General features: G+C 71.0%; 14 protein-coding genes. 10 read left to right on the forward strand and 4 right to left on the reverse strand.

Annotated features, from left to right (window positions below; all coding sequences use genetic code 11):
* Positions 1-116 precede the first annotated feature (116 nt).
* Positions 117-1,442, forward strand: a complete 1,326-nt coding sequence (locus RZO50_RS08125) for an amidohydrolase family protein (RefSeq protein WP_322599210.1) — start codon at positions 117-119, stop codon at positions 1,440-1,442.
* Between the two features lie 42 nt (positions 1,443-1,484).
* On the opposite strand, the gene RZO50_RS08130 is transcribed toward RZO50_RS08125, so the two are convergent.
* Entirely contained in the window at positions 1,485-2,471 is a 987-nt protein-coding gene (locus tag RZO50_RS08130; RefSeq protein ID WP_322599211.1) for a PDR/VanB family oxidoreductase, read from the reverse strand.
* 190 nt (positions 2,472-2,661) lie between these two features.
* On the opposite strand from RZO50_RS08130, the gene RZO50_RS08135 reads away from it, so the two are divergent.
* The 4 genes from RZO50_RS08135 (at position 2,662) to RZO50_RS08150 (ending at position 6,857) form a co-directional block, all read left to right on the forward strand.
* A complete protein-coding gene (locus RZO50_RS08135) occupies positions 2,662-3,921 on the forward strand; it encodes an amidohydrolase family protein (protein WP_322599212.1) in 1,260 nt (419 codons plus the stop codon).
* Entirely contained in the window at positions 3,918-4,679 is a 762-nt protein-coding gene (locus RZO50_RS08140; protein ID WP_322599213.1) for an ABC transporter ATP-binding protein, read from the forward strand. Before RZO50_RS08135 ends, RZO50_RS08140 begins: the two co-directional genes overlap by 4 nt.
* Complete coding sequence (locus RZO50_RS08145) at positions 4,676-5,554, forward strand: ABC transporter permease (RefSeq protein ID WP_322599214.1); 879 nt, start codon at positions 4,676-4,678, stop codon at positions 5,552-5,554. Before RZO50_RS08140 ends, RZO50_RS08145 begins: the two co-directional genes overlap by 4 nt.
* 103 nt (positions 5,555-5,657) lie before the next feature.
* On the forward strand, positions 5,658-6,857 hold the full coding sequence (locus RZO50_RS08150; protein WP_322599215.1) for a substrate-binding domain-containing protein: 1,200 nt from the start codon (positions 5,658-5,660) through the stop codon (positions 6,855-6,857).
* A gap of 120 nt (positions 6,858-6,977) precedes the next feature.
* Here RZO50_RS08150 and RZO50_RS08155 read toward each other — a convergent pair whose 3' ends face one another.
* Positions 6,978-7,574, reverse strand: coding sequence for a cyclodeaminase/cyclohydrolase family protein (locus RZO50_RS08155; RefSeq protein WP_322599216.1), 597 nt, complete (start codon positions 7,572-7,574; stop codon positions 6,978-6,980).
* Positions 7,575-7,606: 32 nt separating this feature from the next.
* Here RZO50_RS08155 and RZO50_RS08160 point away from each other — a divergent pair, with 32 nt between their 5' ends.
* Entirely contained in the window at positions 7,607-8,659 is a 1,053-nt protein-coding gene (locus tag RZO50_RS08160; protein WP_322599217.1) for a methylenetetrahydrofolate reductase C-terminal domain-containing protein, read from the forward strand.
* A gap of 14 nt (positions 8,660-8,673) precedes the next feature.
* Here the strand turns inward: RZO50_RS08160 and RZO50_RS08165 are convergent, their stop codons facing one another.
* The gene (locus tag RZO50_RS08165; protein ID WP_322599218.1) at positions 8,674-9,273 is read right to left on the reverse strand and encodes a helix-turn-helix domain-containing protein; all 600 of its coding nucleotides are present in this window, start codon (positions 9,271-9,273) and stop codon (positions 8,674-8,676) included.
* Positions 9,274-9,392: 119 nt separating this feature from the next.
* On the opposite strand from RZO50_RS08165, the gene RZO50_RS08170 reads away from it, so the two are divergent.
* The 3 genes from RZO50_RS08170 to RZO50_RS08180 are packed head-to-tail and all read left to right on the forward strand — an operon-like array spanning position 9,393 to position 12,153.
* Entirely contained in the window at positions 9,393-10,715 is a 1,323-nt protein-coding gene (locus RZO50_RS08170; RefSeq protein ID WP_322599219.1) for an FAD-binding oxidoreductase, read from the forward strand.
* The gene (locus tag RZO50_RS08175; RefSeq protein ID WP_322599220.1) at positions 10,712-11,506 is read left to right on the forward strand and encodes a creatininase family protein; all 795 of its coding nucleotides are present in this window, start codon (positions 10,712-10,714) and stop codon (positions 11,504-11,506) included. Before RZO50_RS08170 ends, RZO50_RS08175 begins: the two co-directional genes overlap by 4 nt.
* Positions 11,503-12,153 (forward strand): pyridoxine/pyridoxamine 5'-phosphate oxidase, encoded by a 651-nt coding sequence (locus RZO50_RS08180; protein ID WP_322599221.1) that lies wholly within the window; start codon positions 11,503-11,505, stop codon positions 12,151-12,153. Before RZO50_RS08175 ends, RZO50_RS08180 begins: the two co-directional genes overlap by 4 nt.
* 102 nt (positions 12,154-12,255) lie before the next feature.
* Here the strand turns inward: RZO50_RS08180 and RZO50_RS08185 are convergent, their stop codons facing one another.
* Entirely contained in the window at positions 12,256-13,692 is a 1,437-nt protein-coding gene (locus tag RZO50_RS08185) for a helix-turn-helix domain-containing protein (RefSeq protein ID WP_322599222.1), read from the reverse strand.
* A 128-nt stretch (positions 13,693-13,820) separates the two neighbouring features.
* On the opposite strand from RZO50_RS08185, the gene RZO50_RS08190 reads away from it, so the two are divergent.
* Positions 13,821-15,689, forward strand: coding sequence for a phosphoenolpyruvate carboxykinase (GTP) (locus RZO50_RS08190; protein ID WP_322599223.1), 1,869 nt, complete (start codon positions 13,821-13,823; stop codon positions 15,687-15,689).
* The last annotated feature ends 4 nt before the right edge of the window (positions 15,690-15,693 follow it).

Consider the following 15,693-nt stretch of genomic DNA (forward strand, 5'->3'; position numbering starts at 1 on the left):
TAGGGAACCGCTCCCACGTGCGGAATGGGATGCCGCCCCGGCGAGGTCGATACTCATCGAATACTCATGTGCATCGACGAAACATGCCGGAACGGCGGGCGTGATATCAACGGGGGATGCTGAGACTGCGGGGCGCGGTGCGAGTGCTCGTCGATGGCCGGTGCGAGCACGCCGACGATGTGTGGATCGAGGGCGGTCGCGTGATCGAACCGCCCTCGCCGAACACCCGCGACGCCCACCGCGTCGAGGAGATCGACGTCTCGGGATGCGTGGTGACGGCGGGACTCGTCAACGCCCACCATCATCTTCTGCAGTCGGGTTTCCGGACGCTGCCGGGCACGCGCGGCGTGGCGATGCGCGACTGGCTCCCCGCCATGGCCGGGGCATATGCCGACGCCGGAATCGACCCGTCGCTGGTCGCGCGAACCGCGGCGGTGGGCATCGCCGAGTCCCTGCTGTCCGGGGTGACGACGATCGCCGACCATCAGCTCAACTGGCCGTCACCGGGTGCCGAACCGGCGCGGGAGGTGGCCGATATCGCCGCCGCGATCGCCGCGGCCTCGCGCGAGCTGGGCGCTCGCCTGGTCTTCGTCCGCGGCACGGCGCGCGACGACGCGGGCGTCGCCGCGGACGGCGCCGAGGCGATCGTTGAGTCGTTGCTGCGGGGGCGCCACGAGCGGGGCGTCGCCGACGACGGCATGCTGCAGGTCGCCGTCGGCCCCGCCGGGGTGCACTCCGATGGAGAGGCGACGTTCCGGCGTCTGGGCGAGGTGGCCGCGCGTCACGGTCTGCGCCGCCGGACGCAGGCGAACGAGCAGGTCGACACCGAGATCGCCCTCGCCCGCTACGGCCGTCGGCCGCTCGATCTTCTCGAGGAGTGGGGGTGGCTCGAAGCGGGCGTGACGATCGCCCACCTGTGCGATGTCACCGACGCCGAGATCGATCGACTGGCCGATGCCGGGGTGACCGCGACCCATGCGCCCGGCTGCGATGTGCCGATGGGCTGGGGGATCGCGCCGGTCGCGGCCCTCCAGGCCGCAGGGGTGGTCGTGGGCCTCGGGACCTCCGGCGGCGGCTCCAACGACGCCGGTCACCTGCTGGCGGATGCGCGGCTGGCGATGCAGGTCTCCGGGCTGGTCGGCGCGCAGCTGCCCGCGCGCACCGCGCTGGACATGGCCACCGAGGCGGGCGCGCGGGGCCTCGGACGCGCCGATCTCGGACACCTCCGCACCGGCGCCCGCGCCGACGTGTGCGTATGGGATGTCTCGGGCGTCGCCGACGCCGGAGTCGCCGATCCGATCGCGGGACTGCTGTGGGCATGCCCCGGTCGACGCCCTCGCGACGTGTTCGTCGGGGGAGCGGCGGTGGTCCGGGACGGGCGGCTGGTGACCGCCGACGAGGCGACGCTCGTGCACGACCTCATGACCCGCATCCGTCCCTGACCCGACGCGGGGCAGCGGGGCGGGCGCCGTCGCCGGTGCGGGTCAGAGGTCGAGGACGATGCGAGGGCAGGCCGCTCGCGAGACGCACACCATCATGACGGTGTTGTCCTGCTGTTCGAGCGGCGTGAGCACGGAGTCCCGGTGTTCGACCTCCCCTTCCAGAACCGGCGCTTCGCATGTGCCGCACGTGCCGCGTCGACAGCTGGAGAGGACGACCGTCTCGGGCGACTGCTCGGCGATCGCGTCGAGCACCGATTGCCCGGGGGTGACGGTCACGACGTCTCCCGACAGCGCCAACTCGACGTCGAAGGGCTCGGGCCACACCGGGTCGCCGAACTCCTTCGCCTCGAACCGCTCCACGTGCAGCCGCGTGCCGTCCTCGCCGGGGAGGGCAGCGTCGAGCGCGTCCAGCAGTCGCGCCGGGCCGCACGCGTAGATGCGGGTGCGCTCGTCGGCGGAGGCCGCGAGGGCGCCGACATCGAACCGGTCGCCGCGATCGGCGGCGTGGACGGTGACGTGCTCAGGATGATCTGCGAGCAGCTCGTCGACGAACGCCATGGTGCGCCGGGAGCGGCCGGCGTAGTCGAGGTGCCAGTCGGCGCCGGCGGCGACGGCGGCGGCGACCATCGCGCGGATGGGGGTGATGCCGATACCGCCCGCGACGAAGCGGTACGACAGTCCGGGCTCCGGGTGGAACGGGAAGTGGTTGCGGGGCCCTCGCACCCGCAGACGTCCTCCGACCTCGGCGGTGTCGTGGACCCGCACGGAACCGCCCCGTCCGTCCTCCTCGCGCAGCACGGCGATCCGCCAGGTGCCGCGATCGGCGGCGTCGGAGCACAGCGAGTACTGGCGTTCGAGCACCTCACCCCGGGTCGGTCCGGGAAGTATGACGTCGACGTGCGATCCGGGCGTCCAGGCGGGCAGGTCGCGGCCGTTGTGGGATGCCAGATCCAGGGCGAGGACGCCCTCGGCGACCTCGGTTCGCGCGGTGATGACCAGGTCTCTCTCGACGTCGCTGAAATAGCTCACGGGTGCTCCTCGGGGTGGTTCTGAGGGTCGACCGTAATCGACGATCCGCGCCGATCCGGTGCATCCCGCGAGCCGTAACAGGCCCGCAACACGGTCGGTCGGTCGTCGAAACAGGGTCGGCGTTCAATGGCCATTGTTGGTCAAGCCAACAGAGTTCCCCAAACCGTCACCCCTCGAGGAAGCGAGCGCCATGACCCTCCCGACGCCCGACACGCTCGCCCCCGGTGCCGCGCTGAACGTTCTCCGCAACGTCACCACCGCCGATGGGACGACCGGCGATGTGGCCGTGGTCGACGGGATGATCTCGACGGCGCTCGACGACATCGCCGGACCGGCGGGCATCGACGCGTCGGGATGGATGCTGCTCCCGCCGCTGGCCGATATGCACGCGCACATCGACAAGGCGTACACGTGGGAGATGGCCGGACGCCCGGCCGGTTCCCTCGAGGACGCCGTCGCCTGCTGGCAGACCTTCGGGGCGCGGCTCACCCAGGCCGACATCGCCGCGCACGCGCGTCGCGCGCTGACAGCGGCGTTGCGTGCGGGCGTGACGGCGGTGCGCACACACGTGAACTTCCACGAGGGGGAGGACCCGCTGCGCGGACTTCGAGCCGTCGTGGCGCTGCGCGAGGAGTTCGCCGGACTGGTCGACCTCCAGGTCGTCGCGATGCACGGTCACCTCCACGATTCCGACCTCGTCCGCGAGGCCATCGCGGTGGGGGCGGATCTGCTCGGCGGCGCACCCCACCTGTCTCCCGATCCCGCGGCCGAGATGGATCGGACGATCGCGCTGGCGGAGGAGGCCGGGATCGGCGTCGATCTGCACACCGACGAAACGCTGAACCCCGCCTCACTCGATATCGTCCACCTCTCCCGCCTGACCGCGGCCTGGCCGGCCGGGCGGACCCGCTCCGCCGGTCACTGCGTGAGCCTTGCCGTTCAGCCCGAGGACGTCCTCGACGACGTCCTCGCCGCCGCCGCGGCGGCGGGCCTGAGCATCATCACCAATCCGCTGACGAACCTCTACCTGCAGGGCTGGGAGCATCCCGTGGCGACGCCGCGCGCGATCCCGCCCCTGCACGCCATCCGACGCGCCGGCGTGGCGCTGGCGGCCGGGGGCGACAACGTCCAGGATCCCTTCAATCCCCTCGGCAACGGCGACATGGTCGATGTGGCGGCCGCGCTCGTGATCGCCGGGCACCTCTCGCCCGACGAGGCGTGGCAGGTGGCCGCAGCCGGACGGAGCCTGCTGGGGTTGCCCACGGCGGAGGGGGCGCACGGCGACGTCGCAGACATGCTCCTGGTTCGGGCCGGGTCGATCGCCGAAGCCCTCGCCGAGCGCGCCCCCGACCGGGTCGTCGTGCGCGATGGCCGAGTCGTCGCGACCAGACACCTGTCCACCGCCACCGTCGACATCGACACCCACGTCTCGAAGGAGATCTCGGTATGACCACCGCGACCGCGGCGCCTGTCACCACGGCACCGACCCTCGCCCTGAGCGATGTCACGAAGGACTTCGCCACCGGAACCCGCGCCCTCACCGGCGTATCGATGGACATCTCCCGAGGCGAGTTCGTCTCGGTGGTCGGGCCGTCCGGCTGCGGCAAGTCCACGCTGCTGCGCCTGGCGGCCGGCCTCGACACCGTCAGCCACGGCACGCTCGAGGTCGACGCGGCGGTGACGAGCTTCGTGTTCCAGGACGCCACCCTGCTGGAGTGGCGCAGTGCGCAGAAGAACGTCGAGCTGGTCGGCGAGCTCGCCGGTGTGCCGGCGGCCGAGCGCGCGCGCCGCGCACAGGAGGCCCTCGCCCTGGTGGGTCTCGACGGCTTCGAGAAGCAGCACCCCCGCGAGCTCTCGGGGGGCATGCGGATGCGCGTGTCGATCGCGCGCGCGCTCGTCGCCGAACCCCAGCTGGCGCTGTTCGACGAACCCTTCGGCGCGCTGGACGAGATCACCCGACTGAAGATGCAGACCGAGCTCCAGCGCATCTTCCAGCTCAAGAACTTCGCCGCCATGTTCATCACCCACTCGATCTCCGAGGCCGTCTACCTCTCCAGCCGCGTGCTGGTGATGAGCGGCCGACCGGGTCGCATCGTCGAAGACATCGAGATCCCGTGGGACTACCCGCGCCCGCCGGAGCTGCGCTATTCGCCCGAGTTCGGCCGCATCGCCGGCCACCTCTCCCAGACGCTGGAGGCCCACGCATGAGCGAGCAGACCCTCACCGCCCCGGCGGCCACGGCCACGGCCGAGCTCGCCGCCCCGCCGCCCCAGACCCGCGCCGCACGACCGTCGGCGCTGCGCCGCGCGGGCTCGAGCGCCGGGCCGATCATCCTGGCGATCATCGGCATCCTCGTCATCTGGTACGCCGTGTCGTATCTGCTGCTGACCGAGAGTCGTCGATTCCTGTTGCCCCCGCCGCACGAGGTCGTCCTGGAGACCCTCGGCAACCCGCAGATCATCGGCCCGATGCTGGCGGCGCTCGGACAGACCACGATGGTGGCCCTCATCGGCCTCGCGATCGCCGTCATCATCGGCATGTCGTGGGCGATCTTCATGTCGCAGTCACACCTGGCCGAGAAGGTCCTGTATCCCTACGCGGTGATCCTGCAGACCATCCCGATCCTCGCCCTCACGCCGCTGATCGGCATCTGGATGGGATACGGCATCCCCGCCCGCGTGGTGGTGTGCGTGATCATCGCGGTGTTCCCGATGATCTCCAACACCCTGTTCGGCCTGCAGTCGGCCGACCCGTCGGCGCACGACCTGTTCACCCTCAACAAGGCCTCGCGATGGCAGCGACTGATGAAGCTGCAGCTGCCGGCGGCGATCCCCTCGATCTTCACCGGTCTGCGCAATGCGGCGGGCCTGTCGGTGATCGGCGCGATCGTGGGCGACTTCTTCTTCCAGCAGGGTTCGCAGGGCATCGGCGGGCTCCTGCGCACCTACACGCTGCGCCTGAACATGGAGCCGCTGTTCCTGGCCATCATCTTCACCGCCCTGTTCGGCGTCGCGGTCTTCTCGGTCTTCGCCGCGCTCGACCGTGCCGTCGTCGGGCGGCTGTTCGGCTGGAAGAACCGCTGACCGCATCCCCTCTTCCGTCGTCCCACCCCGCTCCACCTCCCGCAGCACCACCTCGCTCCACCCTGCCCTGCACCACCCCACACACGTCCAGGAGGACTTCGAGATGACACCCCGCAACCCCCGCATGCGCCGCTCCGTCGCCGCCGGAATCGCCCTCTCCGTGGCTGCCCTCGGGCTCGCCGCCTGTGCCAGCGACGAGGCCGAGCCCGCCGCGGACACGACCCCGGCCGCACCCACCGCCGAAGCCGGCAGCGCGCTCGATCTGTCGGATGTGTGCCCCGCCACGGTGGTCATGCAGCAGGACTGGCAGCCCGAGGCCGAGCACGGCGCCATGTACGCCCTCGTCGGCGACGACTACACGATCGACAACGACATCAAGAGCGTCACCGGCTCCCTCGTCGCCCAGGGAGTGGACACCGGAGTCGACGTGGAGGTGCGGCCCGGCGGCCCGAACGTCAACTTCCAGCCGGTGCCGGCGCTGATGTACCTCGACGAGGACATCCTCATCGGCGCGGTCAACACCGATGCGGCCATCGTCGCGGCGGCCGACCAGCCCACCGTGGCCGTGACCTCGCAGATGACCTGGAGCCCCCAGATCCTCATGTGGGACCCCGAGAGCCACGACGGCGCGACCACGATCGCCGAAGCGACCGCCGACGGTGCGCCCGTGGTGACCTCGGGCGATGTGATCCCCAACATGCTGCTGGCGCAGGGGATCATCGACAGCTCGCAGATCGACCTCAGCTACGAGGGCACGGCGCAGCGGTTCGTCTCCGACCCCAGCATCCTGCAGCAGGGGTTCGCCACGGCCGAGCCCTACATCTACGAGAACGAGATCTCCGAGTGGGGCAAGCCCGTCGGGTTCCAGCTGCTCAGCGAGGTCGGCTACACGATCTACCCGGAGCCGCTGGCGGTGCGCGCCGACGCGATCGAGGAGTACGGCGACTGCCTGGCCAAGCTCGTTCCGATCATGCAGCAGTCCCAGATCGACTACCTCGCCGACCCGGCCGACACGAACGCGCTGATCGTCGAGCTCGTGGACACCTACCAGACCGGCTGGACCTACTCGGAGGGCGTCGCCGACTTCTCCGTCGAGCAGCAGGTCGCCCTCGGCATCGTGCAGAACGATGAGGCCTCGGGCGTGTTCGGTCAGTTCGACCCCGAGCGCATGGAATCGATCCTCAAGGAGTTCGTGCCGTTCCTCATCGAGTCGGGCAGCATCAGCGCCGCCGACGCGGAGGAGATCTCCATCGACGACCTCTACACGAACGAGTTCATCGACACGTCCATCTCGATGGACTGACCGACCCGATCGACACCGGAGTACCCCGTGGGCCGTCCTTCCGCCATCGCCGTGCGACGCACTGCCGTCGCCGGAGGAGCGGACGACCCGCGGGGTCTTCGTCGTCGAGGTCGTACGCGATCAGAGCGACTCGGTCACCGCCGCGGCCAGCTCGTCCAGGGCGTCGGCCGCGGCGAGCGCCAGACGCTCCCGCTCCCGCAGGGCCGCCACGACCTCCGTTCCGCTCCCGGCGTCCTGGCAGCCGCGTGCGTTGACGCGGACGTTCACGGCTCCGGCGCGCGCGCCGGCCGCCAGCAGACGCGCCGCCACGGCGATGTCGGGTCGGAGCGGATCCGGACACCGCTCGGCGATCCGGGGGAGGGCCGGAGCGATTCCGACCACGAGATCGGTGACGGCCGTGGCCGACGCGGCGGCCTGCTCCAGGATGCGCCGGCACCGTTCCGGGTCGCGCTGCGCCGGGGCGACGGCGAACACCTCCGCCAGGTCGGCGGAGGCCTGCGCGTCACGATCGGCGACCGCCCAGGCCTCGGTGCGCGCCTCGCGCAGTCGGGCGGCATCCGGCCGGTCGTCATCGACGTACCCGTCGGCCATCGCGGCGACGGCGGCCCCGATGGCCGTCACGACGGCTGCGGCGGCACCGCCGCCCGGGTCGGGGACGGGGGTCGCGAGGCGGTCGGTCCAGGTGCCCAGCGGTGCGTCGTGCGTGGTCATCTCCATCGCCGCAGTCTATGCACGGGGGGACGGCGGCCATGACCACGCGCGCCGGCGGCGCCGTGACCCTCACGGCGTGCCCGAAGTCCATGACGTACGGCCCCTGCGGGGGTGTGAACCCCGACGGGTCGTGCGAGGTGCACCCTGACCCCTGCGTCTTCCTGGGGCGCGACCTGCCGGTGCGCTGGTCCGCGGTTCCGCCCGCCGGCGCCGGCGTCCCCGCCGCGACCGCCGCGGCGCGCGAGGTCGCCGACATCCTCGCCCGGCGCCCGCTCATCATGACGGGGTTCCCGACCCGGCCGATGGCAGCGGACGACGTCCGCCGCGTCGCGGACATCCTCGCGCCGCACGCCGATGCGGCGCTCTCGGGGGATGCGGCGACCTCACGCACCCAGTTCCCGCCGTCGTACCGAGGCCACCTCATGACCGCTGCCGGGGTGCGTGCCTGGATCGGGGTCAACGCCCGAGACCGCAACCGGGTGGCTCTGGAGGGCGAACTGGCCGCGCTCCACCATGCCGGCGTCGCCGGGGTGCACTGCGTCACCGGCGACCACACCGACACCGGGGACCGGCCGGAAGCGGCGGCGGTGTTCGACCTCGAGTCCACCACGCTTCTGCCCCGCGCGACGGCCGCCGGGTTGCTCGCGTCCTTCGCCGAGTCCCCCGCGGCGCCGCCGGTCGCCGCGCGCGGTGCGCGCGTGGCCGAGAAGCAGCGCGCCGGCGGGCGGCTGTGCCTGACCCAGTACGGCGGCGACGTCGACGACGTGGCGGACTTCGTCGAGGCCTGTCGGCGGGCCGGCGCCACGGCCCCGGTCCTCCCCGGCGTGCCGGTGATCATCGACGACGACGGCGCGGCACTGCTCGCCTCCTTCCACGCCGCGCTGCTGCCGCGCGGGTACGCCGAGCGACTGCGCTCCGCGCGCGACATGCGCGACGAGGGCATCCGGCTCGCCATCGAGTACGGCTCCGCGCTGCTGGAGGTCGCAGGGGTGGCCGGCGTCGTGGTGGCCGGCGGCGCCCGCCGCGGGGATGAGCTGCCGTACGCGCGGGCGCTCGCGACGATCGCACGCGAACTCGGAGGTGGCGGATGACCGACGCCAGCTGTTCAGGACCGGTGCTGCTCCTTGACGACCACCACGCGACTGGTCTCACCGGCGGGGGTGCGCCACTTGTGACGGACGAAACCCTCGTAGTAGGTGGCGTCGCCGGCGCGCAATTCGTGCTCGGCGTCCTCAAGGACCACGACGAGGGCGCCCTCGAGCACGTAGACGAACTCGTCCTCGGCATGCTCCCACCACAGACCGTCGTCGCTGAAGGGACCGATCATGATCATGGGGACGAAGCGACCGGACTGCGGCGCCATGACGTGCACCGGCCCGCTCTCGGTGTCGACGGCCGAGTCGTCCTGACGTCGGAACAGGTGGAAGCCGCCGTCCGAGCGCTCGCGCGGCTGCTCGGTCAGCAGCGCCTGCTGGGTGGTTCCCAGCGCCTGGGCGACGCGGAACAGCGAGGTCATGCTGAGTCGCTCGAGTCCGCGCTCGACCTGGCTGAGGAACGAGTGCGACAGCTGCGCCTCGGCGGCGATCTCGGTCAGCGTCGCGCCCCGCGTCTTGCGCAACACCCGGATGCGTGCCCCGAGGGCTCTCGCGGCCTCATCGGGGTCCGCCGGGTCGTTCACCGCACGCTTCGCCCTCGCTTCGGCCATGCCAGCAGATTACCCGGCCGGCGCGTCGCCATCCGCCAGCTTCCACCCCGCGCGACGAGTGACTCATCACCCGGCTCATCGCGCACCGCCTTCGGGAGATGTGATGAAGGAGGACACCCATGACCACCCCCGACTACGCCGCCCTCGAGCGAGATCTGGCCGACCTTCTCGGCCCGCGCGGTGTGAGTTCCGACATGCGCCAGCGCGAGAAGGCGTCGGTGGACGGCTCGCGCATGTCGCCGATCATTGCCGAGCAGCTGCCTCTCGGGATCGCCGACCTCGTCGCCTTCCCCACGACGGCGGAAGAGATCGCCGCCGCGGTGGGTCTCGCGGCGCGCCATGGCGTGGCCATCACCCCGCGCGGGAAGGGGACGGGCAACTACGGGCAGGCCATCCCCATGCCCGGCGGTCTCGTGCTCGACATGTCTCGGGCGCGGACGATCGTCGAGGTCGCCGATGACACGATCACGGCCGATGCCGGCGCGCCGATGACCGCCCTCGAGCAGGCCGCCCGTGCCGCCGGCCGACAGCTGTGGATGTACCCCTCGACGGTGCACTCCAGTCTCGGCGGCTTCCTCGGCGGGGGATCCGGCGGGACGGGGACCATCGCACACGGGTCGAACGACCGCGGTTTCGTCGTCGCGCTGGACGTGGCCACCCCGGCATCCGGTGGCACCCTCGTCCACGTCGAGGGCGAGCACGCGCAGGGGTTCGTGCACAACTACGGCACCGCCGGCATCATCGCCCGCGCCACCGTGCGCCTGGAGCCGCTTCAGGAATGGCGCGGCCTGTATGCGTCGTTCCCCGACTTCTCCGGTGCCCTGTCCGTGATCCGCCCGCTCGGACGCCTCACCCCGTCGCCGCGGTTGGTCTCGGCCGACACGCCGCAGGTGACGGCGCAGCTGCCGCCCGACGACGCCTTCCCCGAGGGGCGGAGTTCGCTCCGAATGATCGCTGACCTGTCGACGGTCGCCGAGGCGACCGCGATGATCGAAGCCGCCGGCGGCCGTATCGAAGACGTCCGGGAGGGTCCGACCGTCTCGTCGGCGATCTCGGTGCTCAGCTACAACCATCCCATCGAGTGGCTGCAGAAGTCCGAGCCCGGCGTCTACTTCCACGTCGAGGTGTCCGGCGACGCCCTCGTGGACCGGATCGACGAGGTGCATGCGGTCTACCCCGGCGGCCTGCTGCACATCGAGGCCGGTCACACGGTGCCCATCGGCATGCTCGCCGGCATCTACGAGAGCCCCGAGGCGGTGTACGCGGGGATGGAGGCGCTGCACGAACTCGGCGTGTCGACCCACAATCCGCACCAGTGGAACGTCGACTTCCGGTTGGCCGAGACGATCGCCCTCGCACGTGAGACCGATCCCGACGGTCTGCTGAACCCCGGCAAACTCAATCCCGCCTACGCCGGCCCCACGAAGGGAGCCATCCGATGACCGCCCCGTTCACCCCGTCCAGCCGGGCCTGGGCGGATCTGTCCGGTCCCGCGATCACCGCGGCCACCAGCGACCGGTCCATCGCGGTCGTGCCCATCGGGGCGATCGAACACCACGGCCCGCACCTGCCGTTGCGAACCGACGCGCTGATCGCCGAGTCGGTCGCGACCGCCGCGGTCGACCGCGCGGTCGCGGCCGGCATCGACGCCTGGCTGCTGCCCACGGTGGCCTACGCGAAGTCCGACGAGCACTACTGGGCACCGGGAACGCTGTGGGTGGAAGGCACCACACTGCTGGACGAACTCGTCCAGATCGGCGCCGCGATCGCGCAGACCCCCGTTCGCAGCGTCGCGTGGGTCAACGGGCACGGCGGCAACGTCATGCTGCTGGGGTGGCTGAATCGAGAGCTGCGTCGCCGCTACGGTCTCCGGTCCTTCTCGATGCCCTCGGGAGCCGGGGGCGCCGGCGACGGGGTCGAGGGTCCGGACGAGATGGGGCAGGGGATCCATGCCGGGTACGGGGAGACCTCGATCGTGATGCACCTCGCACCCCACCTCGTCGCGCCCGAGATGCCGCCCCGGAACGTGCCGGAGAAGATCGCCGGGCACACCCACATCGGCTTCAACCGCAAGCCGGTCATGTTCGGGTGGACCAGCGACGACTTCGGGCCGACCGGAGTGATCGGTGACGCGACCGGGGCCAACGCGGCCCACGGCAAGGTGCTCTTCGACCGTGGCGTCGACTTCGTCACCGAAGCGCTCGCCGAGATCGACGGATTCGAGTTCGCATGAGCGGCACCGCGCATCCTGCTGCCACCTCGATGTCGGTCCGGGTGCCCGTCATCGACCACGCGACCGATCCGGTGCACGCGGAGCAGCCTCCCGCGGACCCGGCGGCACTCGCTGCCGAGTGGCTTCCGGGGCCGGACGAGGATCGCATGCTCATGACGTTGTCGACCGTGTCGCCCGACGGGGCCCCGCACGCGCGGACGGTGATGCTGAGCGACTTCGACGGAGCGCGATTCTCGTTCCACACCGATGCGCGCAGCCGCAAGGTCGCCGACCTCGCGGTCGCTCCTCGCGTCGCCCTGACGATCCTGTGGCCGGGGTTCACCCGCCAGCTGGTCGTCGAAGGCCTCGCGTCCCGCGCATCCGACGAGGATGCGGCCGCGGCCTACGCGCGTCGATCGCCGTACCTGCGCCAGTTGGCGTGGGTGAACACCGAGGAATTCGCCTCGCGCCCGCGTGGCGAGCGCGAGGACGGGTGGCGGCGGTTCGCCGCCGAGCATCCCGACCCCGAGCCTCCCGCCGGGTGGGTGGGCTTCACGGTCGCCCCCGAGCGCTGGCTGTTCTGGGTCTCGCACCCCGGTGCGCCCAGTCGCCGCCTCGAATACACCCCCTCGGGTGCCGGCTGGACCGTCCGTCCGCTCCCCGGCTGACCCCGAGCCGCCCCTTTCGGTGCGAACCACCCCTTTGTCGACGTCGCGAAAGGGGTGATTCGGCGGGAAAGGGGCGGCTCGGAGGGAATGGATCGCGCCGCGTCAGGCGTGACGGTCGAGGAAGGCGTACACCTCGCTCTCGTCGACGCCCGGGAATGCGCCGCGGGGGAGGGGCGAGAACATCTGCATGTGGACGCGGGCGCTCGGCCAGGCCTTGCCCTGCCATCGCGCCGTCGCGTCGATGTCGGGGCGACGGCAGCACGCCTCGTCCGGGCAGGTCGACGCGGCGCGCTTGGTCGTCTCGCGCCCGCGGAACCAGCGGGCGTCGTCGAAGGGGACGCCCACGGTGATCGAGAACTCGCCGTCGGCGGTGGAGCCGGTCTGCGTCGAACACCAGAAGGTGCCGCTCGGGGTGTCGGTGTACTGGTAGTGCTCGGTGGTGCGGTTCTGCTCGGAGAAGGCCGATCGCGCGGAGAACTTCGCGCACGCGACCTGCCCGTCCACGGCGCCGGTCACATCTGCCGGCAGGGGCAGATCGTCGTTCTCGTACACGCGTGAGATGGCGCCGTTGCCGTCGACGCGCAGGAAGTGCAATCTCATCCCCAGGTGATGGGTCATGAGGTTGGTCATCCGCATTCCTGCGGCCTCGTGGGTCACGCCGAACGCGTCGCGGAAGTCCTCCACGGCGAGGTTCCGGTCCTTCTTGGCCTGCTGCAAGAAGCCGACGGCGGCGGTCTCGGGCATCAGGCAGCACGCGGCGTAGTAGTTGATCTCCAGCCGTTGCTGGAGGAAGTCGGCGTAGTCGGTCGGGCGTTCGTGCCCGAGGAGGCGGTGGGCCATGGCCTGCAGGGCCATCGAGCGCAGGCCGTGGCCGCCGGGGATCGACGCCGGCGGAAGGTAGATGCGGCCGTTCTCGAGATCCGTGATCGATCGGGTGGAGGAGGGCAGATCGTTGACGTAGATGAGTTCGAAGCCGATCTGCTCGGCCATGATGCTCACCGTGCGGTGGGTGAGGGCTCCGGTGGAGTGCCCGGCCGACTTCAGCTGCTTCTCGGCGAGCCGCTCGATCTCGGGCAGGTAGTTGTCGACCGCTCGCATCCGCAGTCGCTGCTCGGTGTTGGCGCGGCGGGCTTCCTCGGGCGTCGCGATGGCTTCGCGCTCGCGCCGCTGCAGCTCACGGTGCAGCCCCAGGATGGACTCGATCGTCTCGTCGCTCATCCCCTTCGTGACCCGCACCGGTTCGATGCCGAGCCGGCGGAAGACCGATCCGCTCTGCGCCCGTTCGAGCTCGATCTCCAGCCCGGCCCGCCGATTGGGGGGCTCAGGGGAGAGCAGGTCGCCGACGTCGACCCCGGTCGCGGCGGCGATGGCCTGCAGGAGCGAGAGCTTCGGCTCGCGCTTGCCGTTCTCGATGAGGCTGAGGTGGCTGCCTGCGACGCCCACCTTCGCGCCGAGCTCGTCCAGGGTCATGCCGTTGCTGGTGCGCTGGTGCCGGATGCGGTGGCCGAGGGTCGACAGTTCGAGCGGGGTCGCATGCATTCCTTGAGCATAACGAAAGATTCTTGAAATATACGCCCTCTTCGGCATGTAAATGCGGTCTGTTTCGGCGAATAGTGGGTGCAGATCGACGTTCTGACCTGGACCGACCCCACCGCACGAGGAGCGACATGGCCATCGCAGACATCTCCCCCCGCATCGCCGACGATGCCCCGCAGCAGCGACGCTTCGGCACCCGACCCCGCGTCGACGGCGACGGCATGGCAGAACTCATCCGATGGGTCGACGAGATCGCCGCGCTGACCCGGCCCGACCGCATCCATTGGGTGGACGGCTCGCGCGCCGAGAACGACGCCCTGCTGCGCGGCATGGTCGAGCAGGGCAAGCTCATCAAACTGAACCCCGAGTGGCGCCCCGGCTCGTACCTCGCCCGGTCCCACCCGAGCGACGTCGCCCGCACCGAAGGGCGCACCTACATCGCGTCCGAGCGCGAGGAGGATGCCGGACCGACCAACAACTGGGCCGCGCCCGACGAGATGCGTCGTACGCTCACGCCGCTGTTCGACGGGTCGATGCGGGGCCGCACGATGTACGTCGTGCCCTTCTCGATGGGCGCCGTCGGCGGACCGCTGTCGCATATCGGCGTGCAGGTGACCGACAGCGAATACGCGGTCGCCTCGATCGAGGTGATGACCCGGGTCGGGTCCGACGTGCTCCGCGAGATCGCCGCGGGCGCGTCGTGGGTCAAGACCGTGCACTCGGTGGGCGCCCCGCTCGCGCCCGGCGAGAGCGACGTGGCGTGGCCGTGCAACGACGAGAAGTACATCGTCCACTTCCCGGAGACGCTCGAAGTGTGGTCGTACGGCTCCGGATACGGGGGGAACGCGATCCTCGCCAAGAAGTGCTTCGCCCTGCGCATCGCCTCGGTGATCGGGCGCGATCAGGGGTGGCTGGCCGAGCACATGCTGCTGATCCGCGTCATCGACCCCGCCGGTCGCGCCTACCACGTCGCGGCGGCCTTCCCGTCGGCCTGCGGCAAGACGAATCTGGCGATGCTGAAACCGACGATCCCGGGATGGCGCGTCGAGACCCTCGGCGACGACATCGCGTGGCTGCGGCCGGGCGAGGACGGGCGCTTGTGGGCGATCAATCCCGAGGCGGGGTTCTTCGGAGTCGCGCCCGGCACGGGGGAGTCCACCAACCTCACGGCCGTCGAGACGCTCTGGGGCAACACCATCTTCACCAACGTGGCGCTCCGTCCGGACGGCGACGTGTGGTGGGAGGGGCTGACCGACACCCCGCCCGCCGACCTGATCGACTGGCAGGGGCGGCCGTGGACCCCGGACTCCGGTCGGCCCGCCGCGCATCCGAACAGCCGGTTCACCGTCGCCGCCGCCCAGTGCCCGCAGATCGCGCCCGACTGGGATGCGCCTCAGGGGGTGCCGCTGGATGCGATCCTGTTCGGCGGGCGCCGCGCGACGAACGTACCGCTGGTGGTCGAGGCCACCGACTGGACCCACGGCGTCTTCCTGGGGTCGAACATCTCCTCCGAGCGCACCGCGGCGGCGGAGGGGACGGTCGGCGAGCTGCGGCGCGATCCCTTCGCGATGCTGCCGTTCTGCGGCTACAACATGGCCGACTACTTCGGCCACTGGCTCCGGATCGGACAGCGCCTGCGCTTCGATCGGGCTCCCCGCATCTTCCAGGTCAACTGGTTCCGCAAGGGTGAGGACGGTCGCTTCCTGTGGCCGGGATTCGGGGACAATGCGCGCGTGATCGACTGGATCATCCGCCGCATCGACGGTGAGGTCTCCGCGGTGGACAGCCCGATCGGTCGTCTGCCGGAGACCTCGGACCTCGACCTCGAGGGCCTCGACGTGCCGCCGTCCGACCTCGACGCGCTGTTCGCGATCGATCGCGATTCGTGGCTGCGCGAGGTCGAGCTGACCGAGGGCTTCTATGACACCTTCGACGGACGTGTCCCCGCCGCGCTGCGCGCCGAGCTCGACGCCCTGCGCTACCGCCTGACCCACCCCTGACCCC

The organism is Microbacterium xanthum, assembly GCF_034531355.1.
Lineage (GTDB): Bacteria > Actinomycetota > Actinomycetes > Actinomycetales > Microbacteriaceae > Microbacterium > Microbacterium xanthum.

Bases quoted from the DNA above. Each gene is read 5' to 3' on its own strand.
- RZO50_RS08125 (WP_322599210.1), top strand. From the start codon at position 117: ATGCTGAGACTGCGGGGCGCGGTGCGAGTGCTCGTCGATGGCCGGTGC.
- RZO50_RS08165 (WP_322599218.1), bottom strand. From the start codon at position 9,273: ATGGCCGAAGCGAGGGCGAAGCGTGCGGTGAACGACCCGGCGGACCCC.
- RZO50_RS08155 (WP_322599216.1), bottom strand. From the start codon at position 7,574: ATGGAGATGACCACGCACGACGCACCGCTGGGCACCTGGACCGACCGC.
- RZO50_RS08185 (WP_322599222.1), bottom strand. From the start codon at position 13,692: ATGCATGCGACCCCGCTCGAACTGTCGACCCTCGGCCACCGCATCCGG.
- RZO50_RS08140 (WP_322599213.1), top strand. From the start codon at position 3,918: ATGACCACCGCGACCGCGGCGCCTGTCACCACGGCACCGACCCTCGCC.
- RZO50_RS08135 (WP_322599212.1), top strand. From the start codon at position 2,662: ATGACCCTCCCGACGCCCGACACGCTCGCCCCCGGTGCCGCGCTGAAC.
- RZO50_RS08190 (WP_322599223.1), top strand. From the start codon at position 13,821: ATGGCCATCGCAGACATCTCCCCCCGCATCGCCGACGATGCCCCGCAG.
- RZO50_RS08145 (WP_322599214.1), top strand. From the start codon at position 4,676: ATGAGCGAGCAGACCCTCACCGCCCCGGCGGCCACGGCCACGGCCGAG.
- RZO50_RS08170 (WP_322599219.1), top strand. From the start codon at position 9,393: ATGACCACCCCCGACTACGCCGCCCTCGAGCGAGATCTGGCCGACCTT.
- RZO50_RS08180 (WP_322599221.1), top strand. From the start codon at position 11,503: ATGAGCGGCACCGCGCATCCTGCTGCCACCTCGATGTCGGTCCGGGTG.
- RZO50_RS08160 (WP_322599217.1), top strand. From the start codon at position 7,607: ATGACCACGCGCGCCGGCGGCGCCGTGACCCTCACGGCGTGCCCGAAG.
- RZO50_RS08150 (WP_322599215.1), top strand. From the start codon at position 5,658: ATGACACCCCGCAACCCCCGCATGCGCCGCTCCGTCGCCGCCGGAATC.
- RZO50_RS08175 (WP_322599220.1), top strand. From the start codon at position 10,712: ATGACCGCCCCGTTCACCCCGTCCAGCCGGGCCTGGGCGGATCTGTCC.